Source organism: Aurantibacillus circumpalustris (assembly GCF_029625215.1).
In the GTDB taxonomy this organism is placed as follows: domain Bacteria; phylum Bacteroidota; class Bacteroidia; order B-17B0; family Aurantibacillaceae; genus Aurantibacillus; species Aurantibacillus circumpalustris.
Genome location: NZ_CP121197.1, coordinates 2,079,529 through 2,100,254, shown reverse-complemented (window position 1 = coordinate 2,100,254; position 20,726 = coordinate 2,079,529). Strand labels below are relative to the sequence as shown.

Sequence of the window (20,726 nt, the reverse complement as noted above, 5' to 3'; positions counted from 1 at the left end):
TTAAACTCTCAATAATGAACACCGATTATTTAGAAAGCGCTAAAAAACAATTTGCCTATTACAAACTGCTCGGCGAAAAAACAGTTGAGCAACTAAAAGACAAAGATTTGTTTTATAAATACAATGATGATAGCAATAGCATTGCCGTTATAATTAAACATCTGCATGGTAACATGATGAGTCGCTGGACAGATTTTTTAACCACTGATGGCGAAAAGGAATGGCGACAAAGAGATGAAGAGTTTGAAGAACCTGAAGAATCAAAGGAGGCTATACTCAAATTATGGAACGAAGCTTGGAACTGTTTATTCAATACTCTAAATTCTTTAAGTGAAGAAGATCTTTCCAAAACCATCTACATCCGCAATCAAGGACATAGTGTGACGGAGGCTATTAATCGGCAACTGGCGCACTATCCTTATCATGTTGGGCAAATTGTTTTTATTGGAAAGATGCTGAGTAATGCTAAATGGAATTCCTTATCTATTCCTAAAAACGCTTCTAAAGAATACAATGCAGAAAAATTTTCTAAAGAAAAACACACCGAACATTTTACGGATGAGATTTTAAAGAAGAATAAGAAATAATTAATCGTTGAATTCTCTCTCTATAGAAACATCTCTCTTTGGTCATTCTAATCGCATATAAACGTTATAAAAGAATCATCTTCGCTTTCAGATTTCAAAAGAGAATTAGAAAAATAAAAGAAAATTAATATGTCGCTGAGCTTTTCATTTCTTAAATTAAGATACATCAACTTTAAAATCCAATAAATCTCTTCAATTCTTACCACCGATTAAAATTGTAACTGAGGCCAGCTTGAAAAACTGATCTAGTTAATCCTGCTTCTGCATACAGACCAAATTTTCCTTTAAAAAGATACCGGGCCCCTGCGGTGAGTTCAATCTCCTTCGCAAAACCACTTGGAAACATGTCGGGAAGTCCGTTAACAGGCACTTTCGATTTTGACGTTCTTAATCCAGTGCCGCCTCCTATATAGAGATCAATTTTTTTCGTATACAAAATATGATAGTTTACTCTAATATTGAAAGCGAAAATATCATAATTGACAGCTACTGAACTGTTTATTTTCTGGCCATTGAAAGTAGTTAAGTAAGTTTGGTCATAACTCATTCGGTTATAATTTGCCACCATTGCAACTCCCAAATGTCTAAAAACGAAAAATTCCACCTTGGCGTATACTGGACTACTAGAATGTATGGAAGAGATGCTATATTCCACACCGCTTCTTAATTTACTTTCGCGTTCAAAATCGGAATTAATAATTCCAAACCCTAAACTTAAAATACGAGCCTCCCTGCACCATCCGGTTTTTATTGCACGAGTTGTATCTCTTCTTAATGAAGCCTGTACAGAAAAAGTATTTATTAAAAAAAGAACAATAAATACCGTAATACATTTCTTATTCATTGTCATGGATAAAAGTTTTCTTGCGTGAGTTTTCTAGGCTTTCGGGTTCTCTGTCCAAATCTCCCAGTTTTTTTCAGCTTGTAAATGCAGCATACTCAGTCCGTTCACAGCAATAGAACCCTGCTCTTTAGCATGCTTCAAAAATAAAGTTTGCTCGGGATTATAAACAAGATCATAGGCTAAATGCAGTGGCGTAAAAAATTGATAAGGCAACGATGGCGATTCTAAAACATTCGGAAAAGTTCCAACCGGGCTTGTATTTACAACAAGTTTAAAAGCATTCATGACCATTTCATTTATCTCAGAATAAAAAAAAGTATTTTCTGTTTTTTTTACTTGCGAAGACGTAACAAAATAAACCTCAACACCTACTTTTTTTAATGCATAAGCTACAGCCTTACTTGCGCCACCAGTTCCAAGAATTAAAGCGCGTTCGTGATTGGTATCTAAAAAAGGCTTTATGCTTTGTGAAAAACCATAGACATCTGTGTTGTATCCTATTAACTTAGTGTTCTCAATTTTAATACAGTTTACTGCGCCTATTTCTTTAGCCTCAGGACTTAATTCATCCAGATACGGCATGATCGACTCCTTATACGGTATAGTAACATTTAAACCCTTAAGCTTTGGATTATTTACAAGAACATCTTTAAAATGATTAATCGAAAGGATTTCAAACTTATCATAAAAATAATTCTCCAAGTTCAAATCCTTGAATTTTTTCTCAAAATAAATTTTGGAAAAAGAATGCTGCAAAGTTTTACCAATTATACCGAAATGCGCCATCGTATAGTATTATAATTTCGGTTTTAAACCTTTACTTTTTAAACTTACTTTTTAAAGCGGCCAATGCACTATTCATATCATTAGGATCGTATTGCTCTTCCTTTGCAACTTCTTTTGGTTTAGATTGCTTCACCGTTTGTACTTCACCTTTCATGGTTAACGCAATCCGTTTTCTTTTTGCATCTACTTCCGTTATATTCACCCAAACTTGTTGTCCAACTTTTACAATTTTATTTGGATCGTCAACAAACTCATCTGCCAACTGAGAAATATGCACCAAGCCATCTTGATGAACACCAATATCCACAAAGGCTCCAAAGTTTGTTACATTTGTAACGATACCAGGCAAGCGCATTCCTTCACGTAGATCTTTTATCTCATGAACGTTTTCATCAAAACTAAATACTTCAAATCCTTTACGTGGATCACGTCCTGGCTTTTCTAATTCCGCCATAATATCCTTCAACGTTGGAAGTCCCGTCGTTTCAGTAACATAGTCCTGCAATTTTATTTTTTTTCGCAAGTCTTTATCATCAATCAAATCATCAATGCTGCAATTTAAATTACTCGCCATTTTTTCTACGATGTGATAACTTTCAGGATGTACCGAACTCTTATCTAAAGGATGAATGCCATTTCTTATTTTTAAAAAACCTGCACATTGTTCAAACACCTTCTCTCCCATGCGTGGCACTTCCATTAAACTTTTACGCGATTTAAAAGCTCCCTTTTCGTTGCGGTACTCAATAATGTTTTGCGCTAAAGTTGGGCCTATTCCTGAAACATAAGATAATAGTTGTTTTGAAGCCGTGTTTAATTCTACACCAACTGTATTCACGCAACTACTAACCACCTCATCCAATTTATTTTTTAAATGTGTTTGATCCACATCATGTTGGTACTGACCTACTCCGATCGATTTCGGATCTACTTTCACTAACTCTGCTAAAGGATCTGCCAAACGACGTCCAATTGAAACAGCACCACGAACGGTAACATCTTTATCAGGAAATTCTTCACGTGCTACGTCAGATGCTGAATATACAGATGCTCCAGCTTCACTTACAACAATCACCGGAATTGATTTCGGTAACACATCAGTGTTGCGGACAAACTGTTCTGTTTCCCTTGAAGCTGTTCCGTTTCCAATAGCAATCGCTTCTACATCGTGTCGCTGACAAAAAGCCAACAAAATCATTTCAGCTTCGGTAACGCGTTTTTGTGGTTCATGCGGATAAATTACGGTCTCTTCCAATAACTTTCCTTCTTTATTTAGTACCACTAATTTACAACCCGATCTAAAACCAGGATCCAGAGCGAGTATTGTTTTTTCACCCAATGGGGAAGCTAACAAGAGCTCTCTTAAATTATCCGCGAAAACAACAATCGCTTTTTCATCAGCAATTTGTTTCGTTAGTAAACGCATCTCTGCTTCAATACTTGGTTGTAAAAGACGTTTGTAGCCTTCTTCAATAGCTTCTTTCATTTGAGTAGCGCATTCACCTCTAGACGTAATCATTTTTCGTTCTATCAGTTCTCTAGCCTCATCATTATCAACCGTAATATCCAATATTAAAATATCTTCTTTTTCACCACGACGCATCGCTAGCAATCGGTGTGAAGGACAAGTCATTAATTTTTCTTCCCACTCGAAATAATCTTCGAACTTTTCACCTTCCTCATCTTTTCCTTTTATTAAACGACTTTTAATAGTAGCCGACTTTTTAAAAAGTTCGCGAAGATTTTCACGTACAATGGCATCTTCACTCATAACCTCAGCAATAATATCACGAGCTCCTTGCAATGCCTCTAAAACAGAAGGAACTTCTTTCTCTTCAGAAATAAATTTTTCAGCTTCCTCAAATACAGCATTACTTTTTTGCTCCAAAATAAATAAAGCCAATGGTTCTAGTCCTTTCTCTTTGGCAATGGTAGCTTTAGTGCGGCGTTTGGGTTTATATGGCAAATAAAGATCTTCTAGTTTGCTGAGTGTTTCAGCAGCCATTATTTTTTCTTTTAATTCTTCGGTCAATTTGTTTTGAGAGTCGATAGATTTTAATATTGAATCTCTGCGTTGTTCTAGCTGACGCAAGCGTTCAATTTCATCACGAATTTGTGCGATTTGAACCTCATCTAAGCTACCGGTAACTTCTTTCCGGTAACGCGAAATAAAAGGAACAGTACCTCCTTCATCTAATAAGTTAACCGTTGCGGTAACATCTTTTGAATTTAAGTTTAATAGATCTGCAATTTTAAAATGTAAGCGTGCTTCGTTCATAGTTCTTATCTTGATTTTGCTTAAAAATAGCTGTATTCACTAGCTTTTGAAATTTGTTTTTTCAACAAAATGAGCGGACGTGTTATGAAACTTATTTAAAAAAATTTGGAAATTTAAAATAATTGAAAGCTAAAATCGAAACCAATTGAAATTGCTTAAAAATACTTTTTGGCTAGCAGAAATTTCTGATAATGTTATTACGAAAACTACACCTATTAATAAAAGAAAACGAAGTCGCTCATTTTTTATCCAGGAAAACAACCAGTTAAATCCTTGAGCATATAAAAGTGCAAAGGGCAACAAAACTGCGCTAATTAATCGACCTGAAGTAAAATAGGGGCTAGCCTTAGACGGATAAAAACTATCGCCAAAATCGAAACTAATGGAAAGCAGTACCATGTATGCTATCATTGAAACAAAACATAAAAAAACAAAGCGGTTTACGTTTCGTTGAAATGGATTAAGTTTTCTTTGCACAAAAATTAGTGTAACCAAAACAAAAATTAAGGAAGACACCCAATAAAAAAAATCCATCAATGGTTCTGCAACTCTTTGTGATCCCCATACAAATTCGCCGCGCCAAAATGTTATCATTAACTCTTTCCACATAAAGAAAACTCCAGAAAAATTACTAAATATGGGATGATTGAACCATTCAAGAAAGGGTTTATGCGTCCAACCAAAAAAATTTATTTTACCTTCTGAACCCGTTATATCACCTAACACATAAAAATTCCACATCAACCAACAAATAATAGGAATGAAAGTGAATGCGCCAAACAAAGCAAGTGGAAGAAAAACGTGTCGCGATTTTTTATTCGATTTTAGTTTATACATTTTATAAACTACTGCCAGTATTACGATTCCTAATAAAGGAAGGTTGCTTACTTTAACTAACACAGTTAGTGCAATTGCCAAGCCGGTGAAAATTGCCAAACGAGATTGAGCTAAATCTGTTTGAACAAATTTTAAAAGCAAAACAAAGGTTAGTGCAAAACACAGCGGCGATAACACATCGTTTTGAATTGAATAATAAGTGTCTTGCGGCAACATGGCTACTATTAAAGGCACACCAAAAACAAGAAATCGATCGCCCGGAAACAAAGTCGCAGAAGCCTTATACGCTAATAATACGAGCAAAATAATAAAAACAATGTTGAGAAATCTAATCCAATATAAAAGCGAGAGATTTTTAAATCCGAAAGCAGTACCTAATTTTTTCCATCCACCAGCCAAAGTATAATAGAGAGGAGGCTGCAACGATTCGTAGTTAATTACTTTACTAAACTTACTTTCATTTTCGTCGAAAATTATCCGTTTTGGATCTTTCAATGTATCGTAGTTAAGTGGCTTATACCAATCACCAACTAACATAGAAAACTCACAAGAACCATTTCGAACGTAATAACGCGCCGACTCCTTTGACATTAATTCAAATGAATGAGGCGTTTCTCCATGACTATATTTTACCACTACATCTAAATGGGCAACTTCGTCAACATTATTAAAAAAAGGGAACCCAGCTGAAAAAACAAACACCCTTAGCGCTCCAAGCAAACAAATAACTAGAATCTTCCAATGATCTTTTTTAAACTCCATTATAGAATGCTTTGTTCAATAATAGTAAGTTTGTGTATTCATTTTTGAAATCAAATATTTTTCGAAAACACCACTACCAAATACATTTCGCCCTATGCCTGTGCCGTAGGGCCTCCAAAATTCATCGGAAAACCATTGTCTACATCTTTTATTTTACCGTGTATCTGCTCGAATTTCTGCAAGTTCTCAGCGAGTGCCTTCACCAAACGTTTTGCATGCTGCGGTGTAAGTAAAATACGGGACTTCACTCTTGCTTTTGGAACTCCTGGCATAATCTTTACAAAGTCAATTACAAACTCACTTTGAGAATGTGTTATAATAGCAAGGTTAGAATAAATTCCTTCTGCTACTTCTTCACTTAATTCGATATCTAAGTGCGGTTGGTTGTTTTGATTGTTGTCTTCCATAATTAATGTTTGGTTATATGACGTTAATAGTAACTTGTCTGTGCGCCTATTTGTTAGTGTTATGCTGTAACTTGTACCATGTAACTTGTTTGTGTACCAATAAGATATTCTGTTGCTTATACAAGGTACATGTTACAAATTACAATGTACAACATACACTAGAGAAACCCCGACATTTCCTGCGCTATTTTCTTAGCCTCGGCGCCAGCCTTCTCAGCAAAATCTTTTCCCGAAGACGCGTATATGATTCCACGACTTGAATTGACAAGCAAACCAACTTCTTTATTCATTCCATACTTACACACATCTTGTAAACTTCCACCTTGTGCTCCTACGCCAGGAATAAGCAAAAAATGATTTGGAATAATTTTACGAATACCTTCTAATAAATTCGCTTTGGTAGCGCCTATCACAAACATCATGTTATCTTGGGTTCCCCATTTAGCACATGTTTCAATTACATGCATGTAAAAATCATTTCCATCTACTTTTAATTGCTGAAAGTCTGATGACCCTTCATTGCTCGTTAGACCAAGAACAATTGCCCATTTATTTTCAAACTGTAAAAACGGTTTAACAGAATCGCTTCCCATGTAAGGAGCAACGGTGATGGCATCGCAATTTAAGCGTCTAAAAAAAGCCTTGGCATACATTGCACTTGTGTTACCTATATCACCGCGTTTTGCATCTGCAATTAAAAAATGATTTGGATAATTTGTTTTAATATAACGAATTGTTTTTTCAAGACTTGCTATTCCATTTAAGCCATAAGCCTCGTAAAAAGCTGAGTTCGGCTTAAACGATACACAATAAGGTGCCGTTGCATCAACAATTGCTTTATTAAATTCATAAATAGGATCGCTCTCATCTTCTAATAAATGTTTAGGTAATTTTTCCGAATCAGGATCAAGACCTACGCTCAAAAAGGTTTTCTTTGTTCTAATCTGTTTTACAAGTTCTTCTTTAGTCATTTAATATTCGATATTTTATTTAAACTATTTTCTATTAGTATTTTAATGCTCTCAGCATAATTTGTTGTAAACTCTTTACGCATGCGATTGGCTATAATCACACAAACTGTAAGACAATTATGATTAAGTAATTTACCTAAACCATAAAGCGCCGAAGTCTCCATCTCAAAGTTAATAATTTGAAAATTGTTAGAACTAAAAGTATTCAGCAAATTATTAAGGTCTGGCAAGGCTGTTTTTAATCTTATTTCTCTACCCTGAGGCCCGTAAAAACCAGGAGCTGTAGCCGTGATTCCTTTAAAATAAATTGATTCTTTAAATTCATTTATTAGCATAGGGTTGGCTGAAACACAATAGGGATATGCTAAATGAGCAGGCCACTTCATATGTTTAATGAAGGCTTCACTGATTTCATCTTCATTGATCGCCTTACATCCTTCATAAAAATTCAGCAAGCCGTCTAAGCCCAAGCCATAGCTGCTTACCACCAATCCATTAACAGGAATATACTCCTGCAAAGCACCGCTCGTTCCCAAACGAAATACATTTAATGATCGCGTTTTAGCATTTAATTCTCTTTTTACTGGATTAATGTTCACCGCCGCATCCAACTCGTTCATTACAATGTCAATATTATCAGTTCCTATTCCGGTGCTTAAAACAGTTATGCGTTTCCCATTAAAAAAACCTGTATGTGTAATAAATTCTCTGTGTGCTGTCTTAAAATCAATACTATCGAAATATTTTGAAATCTGTTCGACTCTATTTTGATCGCCAACCAAAATTACATTGTCCGCAATATCTTCATTTTTGAGATTGAGGTGATAAACCCTATTTTCTGGAGTGAGAATTAATTCAGTATTTGCATACTTCGACATTGTTCTTGGAGAATAAGCTGTAAATATAATAAAAGCAGTTTTACACAAATAAAAAACCCTTCTCTTTTGGAGAAGGGTTTGAATTTTTATTAGGTTTTAACTTAGTTTACTAAACCAGTAAAACCACTATCAGAACGTAATTTGATAAATTCAACATCATCTTTAGCATAAGCTTTCAATGCGTTGTCTTTTTCAACTGCCATTTTTAAGTTGCTTAACACTTCGCCATTGTTACCTTGACGAGCAAATGAAACAGCTCTTAAATAAAAACTATATGCCATATCTTTTTCAGAACTAGCGTCAAGAGTTTCTTTTACTGATCCATTATTGCCACTTAACATTTGTGCAAGTGCTAAATTATGTCCTTTAAAGTTTCCGAAATCACTCACAGCGTCAGAGTATTTACCCATACGTACTTCAAGAATCGCTTTGTTATATTTTGTTTCGGCACCAGAACCAGCTTTTTCATAAAGCTCTAATGCCGCAGCACGGTTACCATTTTTAGCTTCAACAATTCCTAAGTTATTTGAAACAGCGGGTTGAGTTGCAGCAACTTTCTCAGCACGTTTAAATGCATCACCTGCTTCAGAAACTTTATTTTGCATTAAAAGAACACAACCTAAGTTATTTGAAGTTCTCCAATCGCTACCGTATTTCTTTTCAGCTGCAGCGTATATTTGAGCTTGTGTATTAATATCAGTAGTCAATGTTGCAGCGTATAATAATTCTTCAACAGATAAACTATCAGGACTTGAAACTGCTAATTCAGAAATTTGTGAATCTGTGCGTGCTTTTTTGTCAACGTTAATTGTTATTTCAGCACGACGTAATTTTGGTAAAACTTTGTCAGCTAACTCAGTGTAAGTCTTCGAAAGATTTTTAATTTCTTTACGACGTTGGTCAGCATCAGAATACATGGTTAAAACACGTAAGATTAAATCTTTGTCAGCCATTGTAGATTGTTCCATTAAACTTTTGAAGCCTTCCCAATCTTCTTTAGTAGTTCCAACAACAAACTGTTCTTTCGTTTTACCAAAAGTCACGTTGTTATCTTTATTTTTTTGGAATTCTTTCATCATTGCTGCTGACCCCGAATTTGCACGATCTTTCGCTAAGTTTTCGTTCTTATCAGTTTCTCCATCCGGAGATGCGTAAGCTGAAACTGTAATTCCTTTAAACTCATAAAATGCATTACTCAAATTATTCTTAATAAAAGCATTAATGTTTTTCATTTCCTCTGAACTCATTTCAGAAGAACGAACTGCAGATTGGTTGATTACATAATATATATGTGTTGATTGATTTGCAGGTAAAATTTTTACAAAAGCATCCTTGGCCATCATTGGCTTCTCGTCATTACGCACTAACAAAGAAGTAGCCATTGTTCCATCCGCTAATTCAACCGGAGTAAATGATTTCTTCTTTTTCTTCATAGAACCTTCTCCACGAACTTCTATTTTCGCATTACGCATACCTGGCTCAAAAGGAATCTTATCAGACGCATAACTAAATGTCCCACCTGAAGCAAAACCGATTTTTTGACCTGGATCTGTAGATTTTTCTCCTACCAAAACAACAGGCTTAAATGCTTTTTCACCGCCTGCGTATTTAATAACAGGAGTAAGCGTTAAGGTTACCTTTTTTTGAAACAACTTTGGACTAAATTTACCGCTAACGCTAAATTGTATGCTATCACCGTGCATTTCAATAGGATTCGGGGTTACCGTATATTGAATATCTTTTTGTTTCTTTATCATTTTGCCAAGCCCATCGCAACTTGTTAAAATTACGGCTACTGATAAACTGGCACTAATTGTTTTAAGAAGATTTAAATTCATAATTCTTTGAGATTATCGAACAAAAGTAAAAAATTATTTAACATAAAAGGGATTTTGAAGGTAAAATGTTAAAATTTAAGGCTATAATTCCGTCAATTTTAACAAGTTTGGGTTGAATTTAGACTAAAGTTAAATATTATCGACGAAACTAAATTTCAATTCGATTAAAATAAAGTTTAGATTTCACCAAATCATGTCAAATTCTGGAAAAATTATCTCCTGAAGATTCAGTATGACAGGAACTATATTTTAGTTTTTTTTAAAAACTTAACTACTTAAAGTATATATGCTAAATTTGCATTTTTTTTGGAGACTACAGTAAGCAATATTTTGACCGATTCTCACACTTATTCCAAATTTACAGGTTTTGTTAAACTAACAAAATTCCGTTTAGGTGCATTGGTTGTTTTTTCTGCCATTATCACCTATTTTACTGTTACCGAAACCGTTCTATGGACACAGTTACTCGCACTTAGTCTAGGTGGATTTCTTGTAACCTCAGCGGCAAACGGATTTAATCAGATTATAGAAAAAGATCTTGATAAATTAATGGATAGGACCAAAGATAGGCCTATGCCTACTGAAGTTTTATCTATAAACGAAGCGTTTGCTTTTTGCACTGTGTTTGGTATTGGAGGTACCATTTTACTTTGGGTTTATACTAATCCTTTGTGTGGAATTTTAGGTTTTCTGTCAATCATCTTATATGCCTTGTTATACACACCACTAAAACGTAAAACACCTTTTTCCGTCTTTGTAGGAGCGTTTCCTGGAGCCTTACCGACTCTTATAGGCGGTGTAGCGGCAACCAAAGGTTTTGGAGAAATTAATTTTTTCACATTACTTCTTTTTATGATTCAGTTTATTTGGCAATTCCCTCACTTTTGGGCCTTGGCATGGTTCAATAATGATGATTACGCTAAAGCTGATTTTCATTTATTGCCCTCTAAAGGCGGAAAAGATGCGTTTTCTAAGTTTCAGATTCTTTTATATTCTGTATTTTTATTAGTAATGAGTATTTTACCTTTTGTGTTTCATTTTGTTGGCTTAATCAGTACCATTGCCTGTGTGATATGTGGACTGGCTTTGTTACTCCAAGCCTACAATTTTTATAGATTACCAACCAATGAACACGCAAAAAAATTATTTTTAATTACACTTATTTATTTACCGCTTGTGCAAGTTGCACTCATGACAAAAGCCTAATACTATTTAAATTGGAATCAAAACAAACAAACAAAATAAACCCCCACAAGGCCGAAATTAAAGCGGCTGAGCGCAAAGCAGCAAAACCGCTTTTATACATAGGAATGGTTAGCATTGTTATGCTTTTTGCAGGACTCACAAGCGCCTATGTTGTGCGCGCGGACAATGGTAACTGGCTCGTGTTTAACCTACCGGATATTGCTATAATTAGCACACAACTAATCATTTGTAGCAGTTTAACCATGTTTTTAGCCCAAAGGGCAATAAAAAAAGACAATTACTTACTTACGAGTTTGGGCTTGTTTCTCACATTCGCGCTCGGTATTGCTTTCTTTTTTACGCAAATTTCTGCTTGGAGAGAGTTAACTGCTGAAGGAATTTATTTTGTTGGTAAATACGCAAATGCCTCAGGCTCTTTTTTGTATTTAATAGCGCTTGTACATTTGGCGCATATGGTGGGAGGTCTTATAGCCCTTGCCGTTTCCTTAACAAAGTCGTTGTTGAAAAAATATTCTTCAACCGATTCCCTTGGAATTGAGCTAACTGCTATTTATTGGCATTTTCTTGATTTGTTATGGGTATATTTGTTTTTGTTTTTATATAATTATCGTTAATATTGCATACGAAAATTTAACTTTTTATGGCGCATTCAGCAGAAATTGATTCAAAAGAAGCTTGGGGCGGAGGTAGATCTCCCTTTAATCTCAGTTATGGTAAAATCTTTATGTGGTTTTTCTTGGTATCCGATGCTTTAACTTTTGGAGGTTTATTAATATCCTATGGTTTTATCCGTCATAAATACGCGGAAGTTTGGCCAAAAGCAGAACATGTATTTACACACTTTCCTTTTGTAGAACAGCATATTCCATTGGCTTATGTTGGTTTAATGACCTTCATTCTCATTATGTCATCTGTAACGATGGTACTTGCGGTAGAAGCTGGTCACCGTATGGACAGAAAAGGTGTTATTACTTGGATGTTTTGGACAATTGTTGGTGGAGCTGCTTTCGTTGGATCACAAGCTTGGGAGTGGTATCATTTTATTATTGGTACTGATGATGGTGCATTGCGAAATGTATGGGATCCTGCAACAAATGCCTATGTAAAACAAATTTGGCATGGTGCAAACATGACTGTGAATGAATACGGCGTTCCACAATTTGCAAATTATTTTTTCTTTATTACAGGATTTCACGGAACTCACGTATTTAGTGGTGTTGTAATCAACTTTATTATTTTCTTAAATGTTATTAAAGGAACTTATGAGCGTAGAGGGCATTATGAAATGGTTGAAAAAGTAGGTCTTTACTGGCACTTTGTAGATTTGGTTTGGGTATTTGTATTTACCTTCTTCTACCTATTGTAAGAAGAAAGTTTAAAAGTTTAAAGTTTAATAGTATTCAATAATAAAATATAAAAATTATGTCAGAGTTTCACGATAATTATCCGCAATATGAAGTGATGGCCAATCACGGTGAGGAAGAAGGAAAAAAGAACCGCAGCGTTTTATGGAAGGTATTCTGGGTGATGTTAGCAATCACCATTTTTGAACTTGTTGTTGGTTTTCTTGCTCCTAGCAAAGGTTGGAGCGGAACCTTATGGCTGAAAACGCTTTTCATTACTTTAACACTTGCTAAGGCAGCGGCCATCGTGTTATGGTTTATGCACCTTAAACATGAAGTTAAATTTTTTAAGTGGGCAATTCTTGCTCCTTATATAGTATTTATGTTCTATACTATTTTTATCATTTTAACCGAAGGCACTTATTCAGGCTCATCAGGACATTTTACTCGTGTTGATAAAATTTTCATTGAACAACAAGCTGCATTAAAACATGGTCACCATGATGCTACTCACTCAGAAGGCGCAGCACATGAAGAAAACCATGAAGGTGGAGAACATCACTAGTCTTTAATTTAATATTGAAAGCCACCTCAGCAAGGTGGCTTTTTTTTATTTTAAAACTTCTATCATAGCCTTAAGAATCGTTTTATTCTAATCCAAATAAATTAATAGTTTATATTTACAGCTCATGCAGCTAAGAACATTTCAGCAACATATTCCTTGTCTGATTGGCTTGATTTTCGGATTACTGTTTTTTTGTATTAATATAACTTCATCTGACTTTTCGAAAGTGCCCGGAGATCTTGGTGACGCGAGATTCAACAACTACATTCTCGAGCACGCACATCTCTTTTTCACCGGTAAAATTTCAGAATTTTGGAACGCTCCATTTATATATCCTGAAAAAAACATCATTGCCTATTCCGACAACCTTTTAGGCTCTGCACCATTCTATTCCCTTTTTAGGCTTGCCGGTAAAAACACGCAGGATTCATTTCAGTATTGGTTTATCCTGATGACTTTGTTGAATTACCTCTCCTGTTATATTCTATTGTTTTATTTATTCCGGAATCCTTATTCAGCAGCTCTAGGTGCGTTAATATTTGCTTTTTCTATTGCACTTCAGTCGCAAATTGTACACGCGCAATTATTTCCAAGGTTTGCTATTCCACTGTGCATTTTAGCAGCGGTAGTGTATTTAAAAAACCTGAATCCTTTCTATTTTCTGTTAAGTCTAATTGCTCTGATATATCAATTCTACTGCGGTATGTATATGGGTTTTCTTTTATTTATCACACTATTTTTTTTCTTTTTGATTTCATTTATTTATCAATTTAAAGAGTACATTATTAAAGCAAAAAACGTTAAGTGGTGGTTACACATGTTTGGTTCGCTGCTGTTAAGCGTATTGCTTTTGCTTCCATTAATTATTCCCTATTCAGAAAAAGCGACCGGTAGTACTTTATACGAATACTGGGAAGTTGTAAATAGTCTTCCGTCGACTAGATCTTTTTTCTATTCACACCCTGGAAGTTATTTGTGGAAGTTTTTAGAAAACACAGGCAAAAACTATCAAGCGTTTTGGGATCACCAGATTTTCCCTGGAGCAATTGCGATTGTATCCTTTATTTTATTTTCAGTTTTGATTATTAAACGCAATCTCGTTCCGAACAAATCTACTCAACTCGAAAAATCCCCGATGGTTACATTATTCTTGACAGCCATTTGTCTCTTTATTTTTTTTATACGTTATCAAGATTATTCACTTTATAGAATTATTTTCATGCTTCCTGGATTCGACTCTATGAGAGCCTTGCAGCGTATTGTTAATATTGAATTACTTTTTTTCGGCATCGCTTTTGCATATCTATGCAATGTTCTATTTACAAAAACAAAAAAAATAAGTTTTATTCTTTTTTTCATGGGTTTAAGTATTTTTTACATCGACAACTCAATTCGTGAAGACGCCGCAGATGTGTATGAAAAAAAAGTATCGTCTGAAAGAATAAAAAAACTAAATGCTAAATTGAAGCACCTTAAAAAAGGTACCATTTTTTCATACGAACCTGATACAATTAGAGGTTTAGTAATTTATCACCAATTGGATGCGATGCTCTGCGCTCAGGAGAATAACTTAAAATGCCTCAACGGCTATACATCCAACTCACCAAATATTTATTCTTATTACTGGTTATCGCCTAACAAAATGACTCGGAGAATTTGGTTAACGATGAGAGGTGTTCCTGAATCACAAATTTCCATTATAAAGTAAATAAAAAATAAATTGGGTTAATTTAAAATATAAATTTTTAGTTTTACAGCTCGCTCGCAGCTATCTAAAATTCTAAAACCACACTACATGCTTTTAAAAAAATACCAATCCTATTTACCTTTCTTATTCGGGCTTGTAGTTGGCATTTCCTTTTTTAATCTTGATCTTTTATCTCCCCATTCAGCTCATTTACCTGGCGATATTGGCGATGGCAGGTTTAACCATTATTTGCTTGAACATGCGTATAGGTTTTTTATAGGCAAAGTGGATTCATTCTGGAGCGCGCCATTTTTATACCCTGAAGAAAATGTAATCACCTACTCTGATAATTTATTGGGCTCTGCACCGTTTTATGCGATTTTTAGATTATCGGGTTTTAATCCCGAAGTTTCACTTCAATGCTGGTTTGTAATTACAAGCGCTTTAAACTACGCGTGTTGCTATTTCTTATTTAAATATGTGTTTAAAAACAATTATACAGCCGTAATAGGAGCTATGGTTTTCGCTTTCTCTATTGCATTGCAATCGCAAATGAGTCATGCGCAAACTTTTCCTCGTTTTGCAATACCACTTACTTTCTTAATGGGGGCAATGTTCTTAAGAGAATTAAATCCGAAATATTTTTTTGGACTCGTTTTTTTTCTGGTTTATCAAATGTATTGTGGCTTATACCTTGGGTTTATGCTCTTTGTTCCTACAATTCTTTTTCTTTTGTTTACGCTTGTTTATAAATATCAAGCCTACATTGCACGATTCAAAGAAATAAAATGGTGGGCATTTATGTTGATAGCACTAGTTTTGAATATTGTAATTTTACTTCCCCTAATGATTCCCTATCTACAAAGGACAGAGAATGTAGAGTTGTATCCATACGAACTAGTGCTTAAAAGCGTTCCAACAATTACATCTCATTTCTACAGCCATTATGGTAGTAAGTTTTGGGAATTTTTAAATGAATACGGATATCATTACGAAAGCTTTTGGGATCATCAGATTTTTGCCGGCGGCATAGCCACCATAAGCTTTATCGCTTCTCTAATCGTTCTGTTTGGTAAAACTTTAAGATTAAACTTGTTCGCAAGAATAACTATGACGCATACCGCAGCAACTTTTTTTTGCACTGGTTTATTTACTTTTTTATTTTTTATTCGTTTTGAAAATTATAGTTTATATAAAGTAATACATTTTTTACCTGGCTTTGCATCTATGCGCGCGCTGCAAAGAATTGTAAATATTGAACTCTTATTTTACTCTTTTGCCGCAACCTATTTTTTAAATTTAATATTTCAAAACAAAAACAAATATAATGCGCTAGTTTTTGTTCTTTTTGTGGGATTTGTTTATTTAGACAATCATATTGGAGATGACTGCACAGATAGATACACTGTCGCCGAAGCGCAGCAGAGAAAAAACAATTTGCTCGAAAAACTGAAAGGAATTAAGGAAGGATCCATCATTTCTTATGAGCCTGATACGATTATTAATAACGCCGTAAGTTACCAGTTAGATGCTATGATGGCCTCTCAGGCTGCTGGGCTAAAAACTTTAAATGGCTACACAGCCACTTCGCCAGTGGGCTACTCTGCGTATTGGATAAACCCAAACGAGGTAAGCAGACTTGGATGGTTAAAAGAGAAAAAACTCTCTCCAGATAGCGTTATTGTTATACATTAATCCTGCAGACATTATTGTTTAGATCAGGTTTTACATGTACATTTGGCTTCCAAAAAATCAGGAGACCTGTCAGAGTGGTCGAACGAGCCCGCTTGGAAAGCGTGTATACGGGTAACCGTATCGAGGGTTCGAATCCCTCGGTCTCCGCATGAATGTCACCAATTCAAACTAAAAGCCCCTAATACTCAGTATTTGTGGGCTTTTTTGTTTTCTTACATCTCATTTAATAAGATTATTTACCAATAGTCTAGTGAGTGATTCGGTGAGTATCAAAAAAGCGTCTCTCATACTCACCGAAAAACTCTGTATCCCTCTAGTATCAAGCAGTTCAAAATTTGAACATCTTGACAGGCGTTGTTTTCAAATCTACATTTACAAACTTTAAAAATAGTAGTATGCAAACTAGCTACAGTTTACTTTTTTATGCAAAAAAAGAAAAGGGCTACAAAAGTGGTCCAGTTACAATTTATGGAAGAATCAGTGTAAAAGGACCTCCATCAGAATTCTCAACAGGCCAAAAGTGTGATCCAAAGAAATGGAATGGTGGAAATCTGAATGGGAGAACTGACTATATCAAATCGCCAAATTCGAAGGCCGTTCCGGCAATAAAAAAAAACTTTTCTTCCAGTAAAATTCTCTATGTTGGTAAGGTTAAGCGTCATGTTTGGGGTAGGCTTATACAGCATTTAGGGTTTTATAAAGTTAAAAGGACACAAGGTCTTCAACTTTTCTATTGGGCGACACCTCTTTCAATAAAACTCAAATTTGTTGTTATGGAGTTTGAACCCGAGATGGCAGCTCTGATGGGAATTTTGGAAAACGAGCTTGCAGAAATACTTAAGCCGATTTTAGGCAAACACAAACAATAAATACTAATCTTTTATACTCCTACTTTGTACGATCGATACATATCTTATTTTTTGAAGAACCATTTTACCTTTTTGGGCGTTACCCATGAAGTAAAAAATTCCATCTTGTTTTCATCCATGCATTTTTTACTTCATGGGTCAGGCTCTTCGCTATTATCTTTTTGTGCTTAGTTTATTTTAAGAAGTACAAAAAGGATAGCCGCTGCGATCCTTAACGCATCAATCCGTTCAGTCTCTGCTATTACATCTGGCAATTCGGCTGCGCAGTTCCCTGTCACATTCTGCAAACTGCGCTAGTGGCCTTGCTGCCAAATTTATCTAGTGGCGAGACCAAATAACCTAATTCCTATCATATTAAGTATTATCGATTTAACCTTTACTAAATTTTAATCGATCTCACGAAGGAACAATTATTTACGCTCTCCCCAATGATCAATTTCTGTTTCGGTCCATAAGCTTGGGAAAAATTTTCGTTGTTGAAACTGCGGGTGTAAATACTTTTTCCATTCCGAACCTCCAGTTGCAGCTTGGTTTTCACCCTTCTTGTCTAAATAATGTTTTGCAGTATTTAAATGTACCATTGGCCATTCCACGTTATACAATCGGTCAAATTCCCTTAAAATCAGTTTTAAGTCCTCAGAAGGATTTTCTATTTTAAGAAATAATTCTTCCAGTGTTTTTCCTTTCACTTTTTTTGCCAAAGAAATAAAACGATCCAAGTACCTTTCTTCGAACTGGCGAAGCGTTAATGTTTTCTCTCCCGTTTTTCGATTTAAACCCGCATCTTTCCAATAGATGTGTTCAAAGTATTCTTCTATACTTGGTTGAGATGGAATTCGCTTTTTTCCTTCCTCATTAATAAGGTTTTCTATTCTTGTACAATAAAGCTCCACTAATCTAAATTGTGCACTTTGAAAACCACTTGCCGGAGCGAGCGTTGCTCTGAAGGTGTTATAATCATCGTAATCCATGCCTCCACTCATCACGTCAAACGAATTTATCATCATGCGTGTGTAACGGTTAAGGCGACTTATTTTTACCAATAAAAATTCTTCAGTGAGTGCCTCGTTATAAACTATTTGTTTTATTTCATGAATCATCAACTTCAGTAATAATTCTGTTACCTGATGGTACATAATAAACACTTCTTCGTCTTTAAAATCTGTACGAGGTTTTTGAAGTGATAAAAGAGTATCTACCTCCACATAGTCCCAGTAGTTAATAGGTTTAGCTTGTAACAAACCTTTTAAGTAAGTCTCAGGATTTTCGCCGAGATTTTTATACTTTTCTTCAATTGCAGTAATGATGGTTTTTTCTTCCATGATTTTATTTAAATAATTTAAGACTAAATATAAACAGACATGTAACTTTTACAATTTCTGCACCCACATAATAAAAATGAAGGTAAGAAGGCGCAACAGCTTGTTGATGTATGTGCTGTTCTGCTCGTGCATCTAATGCTGGTAACAAATATAGAGTTTGCAGCGTTAGTATAACAAGCGGCATAAAAAAAGCTAAGTTGTTTAAAGTGAAAAGTGTTTCTTTTGAAAACCACAAATTAAAAATTATGGCAATTGCAAAAACCCATTCTACTTTATTTAATGCGCTAAACACTAAACGACCTATTCCAAGACCAATAGGCAGCGTTACTCCAGGTGCACGAAACTTTAACCACGCTTCCATAAAACTAATGGCACAAACAAAACCAATCCATAAATAAACCGTTGAAATGGCTAAAGAATACTTTAATGCTCCACTCATAACACTCTTTTTTCGGGATGTTGACGGTAATACTGGATTTTACTTTGAAACATTTCAGCCATTTTCTCTGCACGCCATTTGGCTTCATTTGCTTTCTCCCCACTAAACGTTTCGTTAATTGTTTGAAAAAACAAGAGCAACCATCTATCAAAATGCTCTTGCTCAACGGGCAGCTTAGCGTGCGGTACAAAAGGACTTCCAAAGTAAGTATGTTCTTTTAACAAGACTGTTTGCCAAAAGCTATACATTTTTTCTAAATGCTGCGGCCAGCGATTTTGAATGACTTCAGTAAAAATTGGCGAGAGTGTTTCATCCGTCCTAACCTTATCGTAAAAAGCATTTACTAAAACCTTAACATCTTCTAGATTTAATATATCTTGTTTTGATTCCATTATAAATTAAAAAGTATAAATAATGCGTTAAGAATGACACTTAAATAAACACTTATCAAAGACACTTTTGGCGGAGCAAGCGCAATGAGTAAAGCGTTACATCCCATTGTAATAGCCGCACAGGTGCATAAAAAAATTATGTTCGCATTATTTTTAAGAATAAATCCGCAAGCTACAGAGCCGAGGCAGCTTTGTGCGGTTATCAGTATCGCCATCCAACCAAATCTCGCATTCTCGAAATTAATAGCTTGCTTATCAAACCAGTTTAGAGTGCCTTCATTATGCGTTTCTGCATGAGAGGGTTGATTTACAGTTTTCATGATCGTATATTTTTATGTGTTAATTAAATATATTAAGACCTTTTTATCCTCTATTACTCTAAATTTTTTGTCTATCTATGTAAAAAGGTCAACCCTTTTTTTAGTCCCAGCGACAATTCTAGAACCGTTGTACTCTCGAGCATTTTGCGCAGCTCATTTCTTACCACTTTAAATTTATCATGAACAGGACAAGGTTGTTTTTCGGAACACTCTTTAAATCCTAATCCGCAACCTTTGTAAACTGAATCTCCATCGATGGCCAAAACAATCTGGCTTAATTTAATTTTTGACATTCTTTCGGTGTCGATCGCAAAACCACCATTTGGCCCCTTAACTGAATCGATTATCCTCTCGCGAGACAATTGCTGCAGAATTTTCGCCGTGAATGCTTCGGGCGAATCTATTTCCTTTGAAATATCCTTAATCCCTACCCTTCTATCTTGGTTAGATTGAACCGCAATGTATATGGTGGCTCTGATGGCATATTCGCAGGATTTAGAAAACATTCCGTTTATTTTTTACAAATGTACAGCATTTTTAATAAAAGATAAAATTATCTTTTATTAACTTAGAGCTTTGTTCTATAAATTAAGGCATAGCTTACGTACCAATTTTGTGTTTAGATGGGTCGGAAAGTATTAATCTTAAAGAAGAACCCTTTGTGACGTAAGCCCAGGTGTAGTTAATAAAAATGATGAGT

Annotated in this window: 21 protein-coding genes and 1 tRNA gene; 9 read left to right on the top strand and 13 right to left on the bottom strand. The window is 35.0% G+C overall.

What is annotated here, in order from left to right:
• Nucleotides 1–14 precede the first annotated feature (14 nt).
• The gene (locus tag P2086_RS08785) at nt 15–587 is read left to right on the top strand and encodes a DUF1572 family protein (protein WP_317900078.1); all 573 of its coding nucleotides are present in this window, start codon (nt 15–17) and stop codon (nt 585–587) included.
• A 199-nt stretch (nt 588–786) separates the two neighbouring features.
• Here the strand turns inward: P2086_RS08785 and P2086_RS08780 are convergent, their stop codons facing one another.
• The 8 genes from P2086_RS08780 to P2086_RS08745 form a co-directional block, all read right to left on the bottom strand.
• Nucleotides 787–1,431 (bottom strand): hypothetical protein, encoded by a 645-nt coding sequence (locus P2086_RS08780; RefSeq protein ID WP_317900077.1) that lies wholly within the window; start codon nt 1,429–1,431, stop codon nt 787–789.
• 33 nt (nt 1,432–1,464) lie between these two features.
• Nucleotides 1,465–2,217, bottom strand: coding sequence for a shikimate dehydrogenase family protein (locus P2086_RS08775; protein ID WP_317900076.1), 753 nt, complete (start codon nt 2,215–2,217; stop codon nt 1,465–1,467).
• A 31-nt stretch (nt 2,218–2,248) separates the two neighbouring features.
• Nucleotides 2,249–4,495 carry a Tex family protein gene (locus tag P2086_RS08770; RefSeq protein WP_317900075.1) on the bottom strand — a complete coding sequence of 749 codons (2,247 nt, stop codon included), beginning with the start codon at nt 4,493–4,495 and terminating at the stop codon, nt 2,249–2,251.
• Between the two features lie 129 nt (nt 4,496–4,624).
• A complete protein-coding gene (locus P2086_RS08765) occupies nt 4,625–6,094 on the bottom strand; it encodes a DUF2142 domain-containing protein (RefSeq protein WP_317900074.1) in 1,470 nt (489 codons plus the stop codon).
• A gap of 92 nt (nt 6,095–6,186) precedes the next feature.
• Nucleotides 6,187–6,501, bottom strand: coding sequence for a DUF3467 domain-containing protein (locus P2086_RS08760; RefSeq protein ID WP_317900073.1), 315 nt, complete (start codon nt 6,499–6,501; stop codon nt 6,187–6,189).
• A gap of 158 nt (nt 6,502–6,659) precedes the next feature.
• On the bottom strand, nt 6,660–7,472 hold the full coding sequence (pyrF, locus tag P2086_RS08755; protein ID WP_317900072.1) for an orotidine-5'-phosphate decarboxylase: 813 nt from the start codon (nt 7,470–7,472) through the stop codon (nt 6,660–6,662).
• Nucleotides 7,469–8,350 (bottom strand): nucleoside phosphorylase, encoded by an 882-nt coding sequence (locus tag P2086_RS08750; protein WP_317900071.1) that lies wholly within the window; start codon nt 8,348–8,350, stop codon nt 7,469–7,471. The genes pyrF and P2086_RS08750 overlap by 4 nt, the downstream gene beginning before the upstream one ends.
• Before the next feature lie 101 nt (nt 8,351–8,451).
• Nucleotides 8,452–10,188: a TPR end-of-group domain-containing protein gene (locus tag P2086_RS08745; RefSeq protein ID WP_317900070.1), complete on the bottom strand. Its 1,737-nt coding sequence runs from the start codon at nt 10,186–10,188 to the stop codon at nt 8,452–8,454.
• A gap of 306 nt (nt 10,189–10,494) precedes the next feature.
• Between P2086_RS08745 and cyoE the strand changes: the two genes are divergently transcribed.
• The 8 genes from cyoE to P2086_RS08705 all read left to right on the top strand — a co-directional run bounded on the left by cyoE (nt 10,495) and on the right by P2086_RS08705 (nt 17,553).
• On the top strand, nt 10,495–11,394 hold the full coding sequence (gene cyoE / locus P2086_RS08740) for a heme o synthase (RefSeq protein WP_317900069.1): 900 nt from the start codon (nt 10,495–10,497) through the stop codon (nt 11,392–11,394).
• A gap of 11 nt (nt 11,395–11,405) precedes the next feature.
• Entirely contained in the window at nt 11,406–12,008 is a 603-nt protein-coding gene (locus tag P2086_RS08735; protein ID WP_317900068.1) for a cytochrome c oxidase subunit 3, read from the top strand.
• A gap of 26 nt (nt 12,009–12,034) precedes the next feature.
• The gene (locus P2086_RS08730; RefSeq protein WP_317900067.1) at nt 12,035–12,760 is read left to right on the top strand and encodes a cytochrome c oxidase subunit 3; all 726 of its coding nucleotides are present in this window, start codon (nt 12,035–12,037) and stop codon (nt 12,758–12,760) included.
• Between the two features lie 56 nt (nt 12,761–12,816).
• On the top strand, nt 12,817–13,302 hold the full coding sequence (locus P2086_RS08725; RefSeq protein WP_317900066.1) for a cytochrome C oxidase subunit IV family protein: 486 nt from the start codon (nt 12,817–12,819) through the stop codon (nt 13,300–13,302).
• 124 nt (nt 13,303–13,426) lie between these two features.
• Complete coding sequence (locus P2086_RS08720; protein ID WP_317900065.1) at nt 13,427–15,010, top strand: hypothetical protein; 1,584 nt, start codon at nt 13,427–13,429, stop codon at nt 15,008–15,010.
• A gap of 87 nt (nt 15,011–15,097) precedes the next feature.
• Nucleotides 15,098–16,684 (top strand): hypothetical protein, encoded by a 1,587-nt coding sequence (locus tag P2086_RS08715; protein WP_317900064.1) that lies wholly within the window; start codon nt 15,098–15,100, stop codon nt 16,682–16,684.
• Nucleotides 16,685–16,744: 60 nt separating this feature from the next.
• Nucleotides 16,745–16,831 (top strand) — tRNA-Ser (locus P2086_RS08710).
• 248 nt (nt 16,832–17,079) lie between these two features.
• Nucleotides 17,080–17,553, top strand: a complete 474-nt coding sequence (locus tag P2086_RS08705) for an Arm DNA-binding domain-containing protein (RefSeq protein WP_317900063.1) — start codon at nt 17,080–17,082, stop codon at nt 17,551–17,553.
• Nucleotides 17,554–17,963: 410 nt separating this feature from the next.
• Here P2086_RS08705 and P2086_RS08700 read toward each other — a convergent pair whose 3' ends face one another.
• From P2086_RS08700 to P2086_RS08680, 5 genes are all read right to left on the bottom strand, one after another.
• Nucleotides 17,964–18,875 carry a tryptophan 2,3-dioxygenase family protein gene (locus P2086_RS08700; protein ID WP_317900062.1) on the bottom strand — a complete coding sequence of 304 codons (912 nt, stop codon included), beginning with the start codon at nt 18,873–18,875 and terminating at the stop codon, nt 17,964–17,966.
• 4 nt (nt 18,876–18,879) lie between these two features.
• Nucleotides 18,880–19,314, bottom strand: a complete 435-nt coding sequence (locus P2086_RS08695) for a hypothetical protein (RefSeq protein WP_317900061.1) — start codon at nt 19,312–19,314, stop codon at nt 18,880–18,882.
• Nucleotides 19,311–19,706, bottom strand: a complete 396-nt coding sequence (locus P2086_RS08690) for a group III truncated hemoglobin (protein ID WP_317900060.1) — start codon at nt 19,704–19,706, stop codon at nt 19,311–19,313. The genes P2086_RS08695 and P2086_RS08690 overlap by 4 nt, the downstream gene beginning before the upstream one ends.
• Nucleotides 19,706–20,026 carry a hypothetical protein gene (locus P2086_RS08685; RefSeq protein WP_317900059.1) on the bottom strand — a complete coding sequence of 107 codons (321 nt, stop codon included), beginning with the start codon at nt 20,024–20,026 and terminating at the stop codon, nt 19,706–19,708. The genes P2086_RS08690 and P2086_RS08685 overlap by 1 nt, the downstream gene beginning before the upstream one ends.
• Before the next feature lie 71 nt (nt 20,027–20,097).
• Nucleotides 20,098–20,532 carry an RrF2 family transcriptional regulator gene (locus P2086_RS08680; RefSeq protein WP_317900058.1) on the bottom strand — a complete coding sequence of 145 codons (435 nt, stop codon included), beginning with the start codon at nt 20,530–20,532 and terminating at the stop codon, nt 20,098–20,100.
• Nucleotides 20,533–20,726: the final 194 nt, after the last annotated feature.